This is a genomic window from Dysgonomonas gadei ATCC BAA-286, assembly GCF_000213555.1.
Taxonomy (GTDB): Bacteria; Bacteroidota; Bacteroidia; order Bacteroidales; family Dysgonomonadaceae; genus Dysgonomonas; species Dysgonomonas gadei.
This window is the reverse complement of record NZ_GL891979.1, coordinates 722,772-736,352: the sequence shown is the minus strand read 5'-3', so window position 1 is coordinate 736,352 and position 13,581 is coordinate 722,772. Positions and strand designations below refer to the sequence as shown.

Below are 13,581 nucleotides of genomic sequence, written 5' to 3'. Positions count from 1 at the left end.
TAAAAGCGGTCAATTCTACCAAAACAGAACAAGCCAAAGCCGGACGCATTGCTAAAACTATAATAAGGTGCAAAACGGTGAAAAATTTTATTACGGTTTTATTCCACGCTTTCGGTACTTTGGCTTATTCACATAATTAAAACGTTCAGCCTTTCTTACAACGCACAGACATATAATTAGTCTGGCTATTTGCAAATGCTGCCACTCCCGCATCCCCTATACCGGTAGACATTACCCGGTAATATGCCTGGTCCATGTTATATAAGCTACTGCTCCAGTAAGCTGCGGTTTCTCCGAAATCGTTTGGCGCTGCATTCACTATCTCTCCGGCAAAATAAGCTCCAAACCCGCCTTCAGCGATACTCTTCGATGTACCTTTTACGTTGCCCTGATATATTTCGCATGCATTAGTCATGGCGGGAGCATGTTTGCCTCTGTAATTCCCTCCCGAAGCAGATGGAGGTACCAGACTTCCGCCGTTGTCGATTATATTTTTAGATACATGGGCATATTTTGTAGTGTTAGTGATTATTTCATTTTCGAGTTGAGTCCATTCATAATCGCTGGGCAAATGCCATCCGTTAGGGCAAACTCCCTGAACTTTAGCTTGGGAAGGATTGTTAGGCTCATCCACATTCAGTCCCGTCTTTTGTCCGGCTGTTGCTCCTGCAAAATTGTAAAGCAACCCGAGGTACGTATTATCCAGATATGCCTGCAAACTATTTCCCGGATAAGCATAATGCCCCGCCGTCAATGTCGATGCCAGACTTTCGGTCATATTGGAAAATCCGTTGGGGGTAACATCTGAATCATAATCCACTGCTGCCAGGTTTGTTACCATCCATCGGCCTGCCGAACCGAAATCCGCTGAATAAAATTCTTCATAAATACCCGGTTTTTCAAGGTGACGGACAACTTTATCTCCCCAGTCCGACGAAGAACCGGAAGTCTGAGCCGGAGTCGCGTTCTCTGTCACACTTGTCAGGTCTTCATTCCCTTCGCATTGCATAATAGTTATTTCGAAGTCAGACGCCCGGTTGTCCACATCTCTGAGATTAACTTTTACATATTTGAAACGGCTACCGGGAGCACCGGAGGCTCCGTTGTAAGTAAAAAATGTTTCCGGGCCGAAATTCCCGTCACTCAGATTTATTCCCTGCGGAGTTTGAGTATAATTGTTAAGTATTTCGGAGACATTTCCGCCCAAAGGTTGTACAAAAGCCTGCCAGCGTACATTAGACAATACTTTTACAGTTCCATTCAGATTTGTATTTCTGATTGTGATCATATTCAGAATGTCTTCTTCATCCGTTGTATTATTATTGCTGGTGGGGATTCTTCCTGAAATAGCATAATTCGTTTGATTTAAAAGAACATTTTTGGTTATGATGCCGCCACAAGGTGCCTGATCGAAAGACAATGTAACCGAAGACTGCCTGGTATGCCACGGCTGCAGTTTCGTAACCAGCGAAGATGTCATTTTGTTGGGTTGAATAGAAAAAACCGCAGGACTGACTGACCATGATGCCGGATTATTGGGCAATATCTGAGTGGACTGATCGGCAAATTCCAATCCATTGTACGAAGGACTGGAAACCAGATTTCCCCAAGTCGGGGATGTCTGGGAAAGATACTCGAAACTCATAGTTTGAGCAGTCCACGACCTGCTATCCATACCGCTGGGGATGTGCAGTGTATCGGGTAAAGCCATTAAGGTCGAATAACCTTCGATAAAGGTCTTGCCCAATGGTATCCATTCTTGTCCATTCCATACATAAGTCCCTCTCCCGAACGGATTGCACGGATTGAGATTGTATACATATAATCCGATATGCAACTCGTCTTGTTTCCGTTTATCCTGAATACTGGCATAATCGGGGCTTGGCAGTCCATTGTTGTTCTGGTCTTCAAACATCGGGTAGAGATTGTTTTTATCCGATAGGTACATGCGAGGCAACATCATGCCTTTTGTCGCGTTAGCTCCTGTGTTATCATTTTCCTTTAGCTGTAGCAATACGCCTTCTGCGGGAGGGCTTCCGCTACCTATAGTTACCTGGGCTTTCGCTTGGTAAATCCCGCTAAATAAACATACGGCAATGAGGAAAGCATGTTTATTGATAATGCGTTTAACATTCAGGTGATTTATTTTATCCATAATTTTGTATAAATGTTTATGTGTAATATTATTGTGAGTCTAAAAAAACATTAAAAAACGTCATGCAGATATATTGTCTCCTTCCTGTTTAAATCGTTAATTCCGATTTACAGATTAAATATTAAACCGTGGACAACTGAAAATTGTTTTCAACTATCATAGATAAATTATCCCCGGTTTTTCTGTTATAAGTTATATGGGCTGAAAGAACGGGTAAATATGAGTGAATATTATTTCATCTCCACATGATCAATTTCGCTACAAAATTAATTCTCTAAGATTAGAAGTCTTTTAGATATGGATTAAATAAATATTAGAGGTAGATTAGAAGTAGATTAGAAATTATTGAATACAATAAATATAGATATCATTCAATATATTAAGCTTCGGCCAAGAAGGATATGAGGGTATGAATATTATTGCCCTGTGGCAGGCACGATACGATGTATATCCATTTGTTCCTCATCTTTACCCTTAGGTATGTATATTTCTGTCCAGTGCCTTTTCGAATCCAGTAAGATACGGACCTTACTTATTATATTATCCGAAATATTGTATATGTATCCATTATCATCTATAGCATATCGCTTTTTCTCTATTACAACTTCTCCTATATAATTGGGCAATGTCTTTCTTATATCCTTCACATAGCTGTGATTGTAATAAGTACCAATGTACTCGGCTGCATCAAATACAGGCGGTACAATAACGCCCGTACGGCTCACATACCCGTATCTGCCATCCAGACGGCTTCTTCCTATACTGTCCCCGCTACTCATATAATCTATTCTGTCATATATCACGGGCACGGCTTCCTTTCCGTCACGCCCTATAAAACCTTCTTTTTCGCCGCGATAGGCACGGGTGGTTTTTCGACCTTCAAAGTCCCCTATATTTGTGTATATCGCAGGAGCGACCTCCTCTCCTGACCTATTTATCAAGCCCCATTTTTTATCTACCTGCACCCGGGCCACATTACCCTCAAACAGTCTGACAAAGTCATATTGCGGCTCTATCTCTATACTGCCATCTGCACGGGCATATCCCCATTTGCCGTCTTTGCGGACAGGACGGAGTACAGTATCGCTCAACATCTCCATACTCTCCCCAAAGTCATAATCATAGGCCCCCATCAAGATGAAAAAATTGCCGAAGCTATCGTATTGTTTGTTTAAGAATAATTTACCTGACGAATCTACTCCCATCCTGACCTTATCGTTCGATATACCATTCATCAGGAGAAATATGGCTCTGTTTTTTTCCAAAACGATCTCAAAGTAATTCTTCTTTTTATTCAGCTTCCCTTTGCGCGAAACAAAATGTACATAGCCCGTATCAGTAAGGCAATATACGTTTAGCGTATCAGATGCAGCAAATTCGAGTCTGACCAGGTCGATATAATTTTTGCGTATATTGAATGCCTGCGTTATATAGCCAGCACGGTTCACATATGTCCCGTTGAGCGAATGTAACGAATCCAGTGTGCTAAATGTGTATTTCCTATGCGACGCGCAGGATGCAAGCATGAGAATAAGCAGAAGAAAAAATAGTGCGTAACTCTTGTTTTTCATAGTGTCGGCTAATTGGCAATCAAGATAAATAAAAGTTGTGGATTATTGCTTATCCGAGACAGGAAAAAGCCTGTGTATATTTTGCTGTCCCTGCGGCACAGGCAATTCTGTCCAGTGCTTTCGCGATGCAGGCTCTATCTCCGATCGCCCTGCCATCTTGTAAATATAGCCATCTTCGTCTACTGCATACCGCACTCTGTCTACCTCAGCTGTACCCACATACCCCGGTAAAATTCGTTTCATTGCCTTGTTGTGCCCCGTGACATCGTCCCTACGCATGGCATGGTCGAAAACAGGAGGTACAATGACCCTGCTATAGCTTACAAATCCGTACTTTCCATTTAGCATTGTCGTGGTAATACTGTCGCCGGTATATACATCGTCTATTTTATCATACATTACAGGTACTACTTCCTTTCCTGCCCGGTTGATAAAGCCCGTTTTCTTGTTGTGGTAAGCCCGTGCAACCTCCTGCGTGCCGAACTCTTCTATTTCGCTATAGGCAGGAGGCAATATTTCGTTTCCGGCCTTGTCTATCAATCCCCACTTTTTGTCTTTGAGTACACGGGCTACTTCTCCCTCAAACCGCCATGCGAAATCATAAACAGGACGTATTACAATCTTGCCTGCGGGGTCTGCATATCCCCATTTTTCGAAGCGGAGGGCGGGACGCAGAACGATTCCTTCCACTTTGCCGAGGCTTTCGCCATAGTCATAGTCGTATGCTTCTCCGAAAACGATGAGCGTTTGTTGCCTATAGGCTACCTCCTTGGTTAGAAACAGTTTTCCGAAAGTATCCCGTCCTATCCTGACCTTATCGCTCGAATGATGGTAAAATATTAGAAGACACAGCCATTTCTTGCCAAAAACGATTTCAAAATAGCCCTTCTCCGGTTTGAACTTACCTTTAAAAGTCCGGTTGACCCCAAAGCCCGAATCAACAAGGCATGACACATTCAGCGTCTGCGAATCGGTAAATTCGAACCTGACGAGGTCTACATCCTTTTCGTCTCTCATATTCAGCGACCGGGTTATAATATTATCTCTGTTTTCATATATCCCATTGAGCGATTGCAGCGAATCGAGCCGGCTAAACTTATAATTCCTGTGAAAAACGCAGGATGGAAAAAATAGGATAATGGTCAGAAAACAGTATAGGGGCACGTTTTTCATAATACTTGTTTAGGTTTTTCCTATCTGTATTAGAACGCTACAGTACGGGTATTATTATTTGTATATTGGATTTAAGGGCATTTTTCTGTCGAAAACGGAATGAAAACAAGAGCCAAAGGCAATTATCAAGCCGGTATATTCTTAGTTAATTGCACGAAAGATTTGGTATAAGAATGTCTTTGATATATTTATTTCTTTATTTTTGTGCTCTGTAACCGGTTATTTTTAACAGTTTCAGTTAAACAGCATTTATTATTTAACTGTTATAAAACATATGCGGAAAAATATGTAAAGCTTACAGATCGGATCTTCACTTCTTTTTCTACATGAAAAATCACTAATAATAAAAACACGCACACAACTATGGAAATTGTGAAAAAGTTTAGGACAGTATTTTTCTACATCCTCATTATCGGAGGGTTTTCTTTTCTCGTTTACTGGCTTATTACCCAAGGAAAAGGTCTTGAAGCCGGACGCCATGTTATAGAAAATGCAGCTACTGGAAGTTCATTTCAGGATTTTTTTGATTCATTTGTGTCTAATATCCAACATCCTGCGGGTATTCTGTTGCTGCAAATAACTATCATTATCGTTTTTGCACGTGTATTCGGATGGCTCTTCAATAAGATAGGACAACCCGTGGTAGTAGGTGAAATAATTGCGGGTATCGTACTCGGCCCTTCATTATTAGGACTATACCTGCCGGAGGTATCCGAATTTATATTCCCTGTGAAGTCGCTAGCCAATCTACAGGTGCTGAGCCAGATAGGGCTTATCCTGTTTATGTTTATCGTAGGTATGGAGCTCAATCTGAAAGTATTGAAGACCAAGGCTCACGAAGCCGTTGTCATCAGTCATGCCAGTATTATAATCCCTTTTGCGGCAGGTATAGCGCTTGCCTATTTCATATATTCGTCATTCGCTCCTGATGGCATTTCATTCATGTCGTTCGGTCTGTTTCTGGGTATATCGATGAGTATAACCGCATTTCCGGTGCTGGCACGCATCATTCAGGAACGCGGGATACACAAGACCAAACTGGGAGCAATTGTTATCACCTGTGCCGCGGCCGACGATATCACCGCATGGTGCCTGCTGGCAGCTGTGATTGCCATTGTGAAGGCAGGTTCGTTTGTCAGTTCTATTTATACCATTCTGCTGGCCGTAGCTTATGTGGCATTTATGATAAAGATTGTGCGTCCCTTCCTCAAGAAAACGGCAGAATCCTTAAAGACAGAAAAGGGCTTTAAACAATCGGCTATTGCCATATTCTTCCTCGTATTGCTCTGTTCTTCGTTTGTCACTGAAATAATCGGTATCCATGCCCTGTTCGGCGCATTTATGGCCGGTGTTATCATGCCTAGCAATCCACGTTTCAGAAGCATGTTTATAGACAAGATAGAAGATGTGGCCCTGGTACTCCTGTTGCCTTTATTCTTCGTCATCACGGGGCTGCGTACCGAAATCGGATTGCTCAACGACTCTTATCTGTGGATAGTAACCGGAGTGATAATCCTTGTGGCCGTATTCGGCAAATTCGTAGGCAGTGCGGTAGCCGCCAAGTATGTAGGGCAAAGCTGGAAGGACAGCCTCACCATAGGTACATTGATGAATACACGCGGACTGATGGAACTGGTGGTACTCAATATCGGTTACGATCTGGGTGTGCTCAATGCTGAAATATTTGCCATGATGGTGATAATGGCACTGGTGACTACGTTTATGACAGGTCCGGTGCTGAATATAATAAACAGAGTATTCAAAGACAATACGTCAAAAGCTCCTGTTTCGAAATAAAATTTGAAGGATAAACAAAAATAACGGGATTGAAACTTAAGTTTCAATCCCGTTTTTAATATAATCCCCTCCGACTATCCCGAAATACCTAGTATAAATCTTCGAGCAGATTCGCCACAAATGTAGCGTTATATTCTCCCAATATAGCGCCTTCGAGATAGGTCTGGCGGATTATACCCAAAATATGGGCTGCTGCATCACGCATCTCTTCATCCTTGCCGTACCGCATAAATGCAGATTCGCTGATGCCGCAGTATACGCACATGCCTGCGAGAGTGAATGGCCTCGGTATAGGTGTCTCTATGAATTCACCTTTCTTTTCGCCCGAGCGCATCAGTTCTTTCTTCAGCCACGGATTTTCTTCACACCATGTAAAGTATTCAAATGCCTTGGAAAGTAGCATTTCGGGGTCAGTATATAGTTGTTGTTTTGTTCTTTTTTGTCGCGTCATAGAATTTACTGTTGTCATATGTTTTTGTATTTAATGTGAGTAATAGGAAAAGGAGTGTAAATTGCCGTATTTTATACTTTTCCCTCCCCTGTTTTCTTACTTTTTCTCTTCTTTGCCTGAGTTTCTACCGCTGGTTTCGGTACTTCCGTTTCACTTTCCTGCATATTGAGCCAACTCCTTAATTCACGAGTCTTTCGTATTAGGCAGCTGGCACACGACTGAGGTATTTCATTTTTATTAAATACTCTATTCGCAAGGTTATATATCTTACTCATCGAGTACCTGTGGGTTCTCTCTATTTCAGCTAAAAGCTGCTCTACTTCTGATTTTAGGTTCATTTCACTCATTTTGTTATCTTTTTATTGTCAATAAATTTTGTAATAAAAAACAGTGCGAATGATATAAATACGCCAATAAACACAAGGTATGCGCATCCTAATATAATCCCTGACAATAAAGCTAATAGCCACGAAATATGGAAAGTAAAACAAGGACGACAATTGAAAGGCTTACGGTCGAATCTTTTGTCTATTTCGGGCAGACGGATAGAAAGAACTTCACCCCAGTAAAGAGAGGTAATTGCGGTTAAAGTCAGAGTGACGCTTATCATTATTGCATCCATAGCTGTTTTTACAGTATAGATAAATGAGTCTGAAAAAAATGCAGAAATAAATCGGAAAAACAGGTCTTTGTTTGCCGATGTTAGGCTGGTTTAGTCAAACGTAACTTGCGTATGAAGTATACCACACTGTTTTTTATTTAATTTCTTAGAGCCTGTTTAAATTTTATTCGTTTAAATTTTTAGAACTATTTTTGAGATAGTTTTTTCTTCCTCGAAGTGATAATAGCGGGCTATTTGAACTGAGAGAATGAAAAAATAGCCAAAAAGAGACTAAAAATGAACGAAAAAGAATCTATAATAAAATATTTTGGTAAAATTTAAACAGGCTCTTAATTCTTCTCCCCTCTTTTCCTTACCTTTATACCTGTTAACTTTTAATAAAGCCGCCCATGAAAAAAGTATTATTCAGCTTATTGCTTATTTCGTTTATAGTTCCCCGCATGAATAGTCAGGAAACAGTACAAAAAACCGATACCAAATGGTTTGAAGACGCCCGTTTCGGCATGTTCGTACACTTTGGCCCGTATAGTGTACTGGGAGCCGGAGAATGGGTAATGAACACCCGCCCCGTAAAAGGGAAAGACTATATGCGCCTGCAAACACTGTTCAATCCGCAAGCCTTCGATGCCAAAGAATGGGTCAGGATAGCCAAAGATGCAGGGATGAAATATATCACGTTTACCTCCCGCCATCACGATGGCTTCAGCAACTGGGACACGAAACAGTCGGACTGGAACATAATGAACACACCTTACGGGAAGGATCTTGTAAAACAATTGTCGGACGAATGCCAAAAACAGGACATGAAGCTGGTATTGTATTATTCCCTTCTCGACTGGATGCGTACCGATTACCAGTATGAAACCGGGCGCACGGGAAAGGCCGCAGGACGTACCGGAAAAAGCGACTGGCTGTCGTATATCAACTTTATGAAAGCCCAGCTGACCGAATTACTTACCAACTATGAGATTGCCGGCATATGGTTCGACGGACACTGGGATCAGACCGAAGATGAAAATCGTACCGACCACACCACACATGTAGACTGGCACTATCCCGAGATATACAAACTCATCCATACCCTTCGTCCGGGATGTCTGGTAGCCAATAACCACCATCTGCCGCCATTTGCGGGAGAGGACTATCAAATCTTTGAACGTGATGTGCCGGGTGAGAACAAATCGGGATATAGCGGACAGGAAGTTTCACGCCTTCCACTCGAAACCTGTGAAACAATAAACGGCGCATGGGGCTTCAACATCACCGACGACAATTTCAAATCTGCAAAAGAGCTTCTACATCTGCTGATACGCACTGCCGGAACGGGTGCTAACCTCCTGCTGAACGTAGGGCCTATGCCTGACGGGCAGATACAGCCCGAATGTGTGCAACGCCTGCAGGAGATGGGCAAATGGATGGATAAGTACGGATATACGATATACGGCACAGAGCAGGGCTTTGTAAAACCTCAGACATGGGGCGCAGTGACTAAAAAGGATAAAACATACTATATCCATATACTGGATAAGGACACAAAATCCATTACGCTGAATATACCGGACATAAAATCGGCAAAATGGATAAATGTCTCTGCACAACCCGAATGGGAGAAAGATAAAAAGACAGGGGATGTGACTTTTTCATTCGCCGGAGGATTAGATGAAACAGATTCTATTATAGAAATAGTGCTAAAATAAAAAAAAGCCATAAAACCATAAAAAATAAATATACTTTTACTCGTCAAAAGCCTTTTCAGATAACAGAATTCTTAAAATATCTAATAATAATGTTAAATATCAAATTCCCGTGAACATAATACGTCCGTTTACAGTTATAACGGCGTGTAGTTTTGTAAAGTTTGTGTTAAGGTTTAGGAAAGTCTGCGATGTGATGTTGCGGACTTTTTTTTTATTTTTCGCGGTAAATCCGTAAACTTATCATGTAGCAGTTTGTTAAGATTGAATACAACTAAGAAATTATCGAAGTTTTGCTGTCATTATGATATAAATCTTTTCTCTGTCATCTTAAATAATAAGGGAAGGTCCTCGAAAAAAGGAAACAGGGAAGCTCTGTATATGACAATATGAAACGGAAGAAATAAAATCAGGGACGGCTTCAGATCTTAAAAGAACAAAGCTATGAACACACAAGATCCGAAAAAAGTAAAAGTGCTGGAAAATGGCCCTTACGAAGTGACGGGAAATGTGCCACTCGACCAATTGGGCTATCTATACAATGAAAACGGAGCATCGACAGGTTATGAGCATATCAGAACGTTCCCATTGCAGCAAACCTATCATTTGTGCCGGTGCGGGAGATCGAATAATAAGCCCTACTGTGATGGCTCACATTTGCAGGGATTTTATGGAAAAGAAACCGCCACTCACCGCCCGTATGAGCAAACAGCTCTGTTTACGGAAGGTAAACGTATAGATATGCTAGATGCGCAGAACCTCTGTGCAGTAGCCCGTTTCTGTGACACCAACGGGACCACATGGGATTTGGTGCAAGAAGGCGACGATGAAGAAACCATAGAGACTGTTATCCGGCAATGTTGCAATTGCCCCAGTGGACGCCTCACTGCCGTAACCAAAGACGGGAAAAGGATAGAACCCGAACTTGCTCAGGAAATAAGTATCCTCGAAGATACGGTAGCCGAAACACACGGGCCTATATGGCTGAAAGGAGGCATCAGTGTAGAAGATGCCAACGGACGCCCATACGCCGCACGCAACAGGATGACTCTTTGCCGTTGCGGTAAATCACGGAACAAGCCGTTTTGTGATGCCCGTCATATGGAGGATAGAGAAGGGAACAAGGAAGAAATTCCTGAATAAAGTATTTTTAATTCAGAGACCCGTAAACTCATAAATCCTCGATTCCTCGTTCCATGGATGATAGCCTTGCCCGATATACCGGAATCCATATTTTTCGTAAAAACCGATATGGTCCGTGCAAAGATAAAGGCTGTGGAAACCCGCTTTACGGGTGTCTTCTTTTGCTTGCTCCAGCAAGAGGGAACCATATGCATTTCCCCGGTGCTTTTCTTCAATAAATACAGCACATACCCAGGGATATAGATCCATACGACTGATAAAATCGTTTGTTACCAGTCCTGCACATCCTATTATTTTATTTTCTTTTTCCAGCAGATACCATTGGGGAACAGGGCTGGGAGATGTAAGACAATGGGAAATGCAATCGTCATAAATGATACGGGAAGCCGACCATTTGCTACTGATATAATCTATCGCTTTATCCTTATATCCGGGAGTCTCTTTGACGGATATTATCTTCATATTGTTTTTTTATGATATTGTCTAATCCTTTTCTAACAACTATTATTTTCAAAGATAGGTAAAAAGCATTAGCATCAGTTTGCAAATATGTGATTTTATAAGGTGATTTCTACTACACAATATTTTCAGCGTTTATTTCCGTCCGGCCTTTAAAGCTACGGATTCGCATAAATATCTTATCTTTACCGTGTAAACAATGACGAAATATGAGCCAGTTATCTGAAGTATATAAAACATATTCTGTAACCGCCCTGCTGCGGATTATAGAGAACCCCGAAAACTACCGCCCCGAAGCCGTGAAGACCGCCCGGGACGAACTCGATGCCCGCGATCTTACCCCCGATGATAAAAACAGGGCTATAGCCGAACTGGAAGCTGAACGGCAGGAACTCGCCTTAAAAAAGGAACATAGGGAGGAGATAAAGAATACGCTGAAAGAAAAAGGCTCCGGTATTATGGATTACATAAGCCCTATACAGGACAACGAAGACGATGCCCGCAAATCGCCCAGACTGATTAATACCATTGCTATTATATTCCTTGCTATTGGCCTGTTGCAGATTATTACCCAGTTCGACCTGATTACAGGACTGTTTCAGGATTCGAGATGGGATTTCAGCGTAGTTATATTCCTGTTTCCTGTCATCATCACGCCATTGGCAGCCATACTCTTCTGGATGAAAAAGACGGCGGGATGGATATTGCTATCCATCTATCTGAGCTTTGCACTCATGGGGCTGCTCTGGATGTTCTTCATTGCCTACGACCCCACATTCCTTATCGGCAGCTTGTTTTTTAGCGGCACGCTGTGGACTATCAGCCAGGAACGGATCAGGAATGTATTTAAGATTTCCACCGATACGATGTATGCCTCTGTTATCGCATCCATTCTTATTGTAGGTGCTGTATTGGGTGTATACTTTTTTGTTTTATGATTATTTAACTAAAAAAGACGACTTTCCGAATTTACTTTTTCAGGTTTCGATAGTCATAGTAGACGGTATGTATAACTTAATTTTTATAATCTATGAAGAAGTTAGTATTGTTTCTTACAATTGCATTGTTCGCTACAAGTGGAGTATTCGCCCAACAGAGACAACGTTCCACACCTGAAGAAAGAGCCAAAAGACAAACTGAAACACTGGTAAAGGAACTCAGCCTGACAGAAGACCAGCAAAAGAAAGTATATGAAATAAACCTGAAATTTGCCCAGCCGCTAGCCGACGATAGCAAAGAAACCGACCGGGAAAAGCTAAGAGCTCAATTCCAGAAGAATCTGGAAGAACGTACTGCCGCTATTAAGGCTGTACTGACCGAAGACCAGCAAAAGAAATTTGATGAGCATCAGAAGAAAATGCAGGAGAATCGCCGGAGAAGAAACTGACGATACGAGAATAACATGGAAAAGGGGCTGTTCCTAAAGTAAAAAGACTTTTGAGACAGCCCATTTTTATGTCATATCCCATACTTTTACTTGAGATTCCTGGATTTTATTTTTAGCCTCCCCTACCAAAACCTGTATTCGTTATATTTATCTATTATCTTCTGGTTTTCGAGAAACTTAGGCGCTTTTCCAAATCGCTTGATAACCGAGAACTGGATTGCCCCCGCATCGAATGCCATTTTTGAAGGGGCTGTATAGAGAATATACACCCGGTTGTTGACCACCGATGCTCCTACCGACCACGTATCGTGGTTGCATCCCATCGAGAAGCGGGGAAAAAAGGATGGATATACTTTCACCTTATTTTTTCTTCCGTCTATATTTTCAAAACCTACATTCGCCGCCACCGAAAGAGACAGCGAAACATATATCCGCTTGTTGGCAACCCACGTATAGGCATAACCTCCATTTACACCCACCTGATAATTTTTTAGTTTGTGACCGCCATCAAACACCAGTGAACTATCGGCGCGGGCTTCATTGAAGTACACTGCACCTCCAAGCAGGAAACTCCCGGCCGATTTCAATTGCTTTTCGCTCTGATTGAAGGCTGCCGGATAGGAAAACTTATTGCCGTTGAAGACATACTGTCCATATACTCCGTATTGCTTCAGCTTTATGTCGGGATACAATTCATATCTATCGTTTTCGGGTTCGGTATATAAGCCTTTATAGTTCTGGAAAAATATATCGTAAACAAACTTCCGCCCGTAATGATGATACTGAAAGTCGAATGAGCGGGTCTTTCCCCGTTTCTTGTCACGCATGAAATCGAAACCATAGGCACCGCTCAGCGAGACATTTTTGTACGAAAAGCCAAAGCCGATGCCAAAAGGAGCATTGGAGCGGTAAGAGGTTTCATCGTCGTGGTCGCCCTGCTGGTGCGAAAGCACGGTAAACTTATCCATGAAGTAGGTACGCACCGAGAGAGGCTGCTCAAAGAAACCGATATAGGTACTGTCGGTCTGTGAAAATCCGTATTGGACACGAGTACCAAAAATACCAATATAATTATACACCAGGCTCTTGATAAGCGGTTTCGTTTTTTGATTAATGCCGGCATTATATA

The 13,581-nt window shown here is 42.0% G+C and carries 13 protein-coding genes; 5 read left to right on the top strand and 8 right to left on the bottom strand.

Annotated elements, in window-relative coordinates:
• Nucleotides 1-145: 145 nt before the first annotated feature.
• The 3 genes from HMPREF9455_RS20590 to HMPREF9455_RS02725 form a co-directional block, all read right to left on the bottom strand.
• A complete protein-coding gene (locus tag HMPREF9455_RS20590) occupies nt 146-2,155 on the bottom strand; it encodes an FISUMP domain-containing protein (RefSeq protein ID WP_006798053.1) in 2,010 nt (669 codons plus the stop codon).
• Between the two features lie 416 nt (nt 2,156-2,571).
• Complete coding sequence (locus tag HMPREF9455_RS02730) at nt 2,572-3,726, bottom strand: WG repeat-containing protein (protein ID WP_006798052.1); 1,155 nt, start codon at nt 3,724-3,726, stop codon at nt 2,572-2,574.
• A gap of 42 nt (nt 3,727-3,768) precedes the next feature.
• Nucleotides 3,769-4,899 (bottom strand): WG repeat-containing protein, encoded by a 1,131-nt coding sequence (locus tag HMPREF9455_RS02725; protein ID WP_044215351.1) that lies wholly within the window; start codon nt 4,897-4,899, stop codon nt 3,769-3,771.
• Between the two features lie 363 nt (nt 4,900-5,262).
• On the opposite strand from HMPREF9455_RS02725, the gene HMPREF9455_RS02720 reads away from it, so the two are divergent.
• Entirely contained in the window at nt 5,263-6,696 is a 1,434-nt protein-coding gene (locus tag HMPREF9455_RS02720) for a cation:proton antiporter domain-containing protein (RefSeq protein ID WP_006798050.1), read from the top strand.
• Nucleotides 6,697-6,784: 88 nt separating this feature from the next.
• Here the strand turns inward: HMPREF9455_RS02720 and HMPREF9455_RS02715 are convergent, their stop codons facing one another.
• The 3 genes from HMPREF9455_RS02715 to HMPREF9455_RS02705 are packed head-to-tail and all read right to left on the bottom strand — an operon-like array spanning nt 6,785 to nt 7,769.
• A complete protein-coding gene (locus HMPREF9455_RS02715; RefSeq protein WP_006798049.1) occupies nt 6,785-7,165 on the bottom strand; it encodes a terminase small subunit in 381 nt (126 codons plus the stop codon).
• 53 nt (nt 7,166-7,218) lie between these two features.
• Nucleotides 7,219-7,494 carry a hypothetical protein gene (locus HMPREF9455_RS02710; RefSeq protein WP_006798048.1) on the bottom strand — a complete coding sequence of 92 codons (276 nt, stop codon included), beginning with the start codon at nt 7,492-7,494 and terminating at the stop codon, nt 7,219-7,221.
• Nucleotides 7,491-7,769: a hypothetical protein gene (locus HMPREF9455_RS02705; protein ID WP_006798047.1), complete on the bottom strand. Its 279-nt coding sequence runs from the start codon at nt 7,767-7,769 to the stop codon at nt 7,491-7,493. The genes HMPREF9455_RS02710 and HMPREF9455_RS02705 overlap by 4 nt, the downstream gene beginning before the upstream one ends.
• Nucleotides 7,770-8,158: 389 nt before the next feature.
• Between HMPREF9455_RS02705 and HMPREF9455_RS02700 the strand changes: the two genes are divergently transcribed.
• Nucleotides 8,159-9,466 carry an alpha-L-fucosidase gene (locus HMPREF9455_RS02700; protein WP_006798046.1) on the top strand — a complete coding sequence of 436 codons (1,308 nt, stop codon included), beginning with the start codon at nt 8,159-8,161 and terminating at the stop codon, nt 9,464-9,466.
• Nucleotides 9,467-9,907: 441 nt separating this feature from the next.
• On the top strand, nt 9,908-10,606 hold the full coding sequence (locus HMPREF9455_RS02695; protein ID WP_006798045.1) for a CDGSH iron-sulfur domain-containing protein: 699 nt from the start codon (nt 9,908-9,910) through the stop codon (nt 10,604-10,606).
• A gap of 12 nt (nt 10,607-10,618) precedes the next feature.
• On the opposite strand, the gene HMPREF9455_RS02690 is transcribed toward HMPREF9455_RS02695, so the two are convergent.
• Nucleotides 10,619-11,068, bottom strand: coding sequence for a GNAT family N-acetyltransferase (locus HMPREF9455_RS02690; protein ID WP_006798044.1), 450 nt, complete (start codon nt 11,066-11,068; stop codon nt 10,619-10,621).
• A gap of 206 nt (nt 11,069-11,274) precedes the next feature.
• Between HMPREF9455_RS02690 and HMPREF9455_RS02685 the strand changes: the two genes are divergently transcribed.
• Both HMPREF9455_RS02685 and HMPREF9455_RS02680 read left to right on the top strand, forming a co-directional pair.
• Nucleotides 11,275-12,003 (top strand): hypothetical protein, encoded by a 729-nt coding sequence (locus HMPREF9455_RS02685; RefSeq protein ID WP_006798043.1) that lies wholly within the window; start codon nt 11,275-11,277, stop codon nt 12,001-12,003.
• Nucleotides 12,004-12,095: 92 nt separating this feature from the next.
• Nucleotides 12,096-12,452 carry a DUF4890 domain-containing protein gene (locus tag HMPREF9455_RS02680; protein WP_006798042.1) on the top strand — a complete coding sequence of 119 codons (357 nt, stop codon included), beginning with the start codon at nt 12,096-12,098 and terminating at the stop codon, nt 12,450-12,452.
• A 122-nt stretch (nt 12,453-12,574) separates the two neighbouring features.
• Here the strand turns inward: HMPREF9455_RS02680 and HMPREF9455_RS02675 are convergent, their stop codons facing one another.
• On the bottom strand, nt 12,575-13,531 hold the full coding sequence (locus HMPREF9455_RS02675; protein ID WP_157256588.1) for a DUF4421 family protein: 957 nt from the start codon (nt 13,529-13,531) through the stop codon (nt 12,575-12,577).
• Between the last annotated feature and the right edge of the window lie 50 nt (nt 13,532-13,581).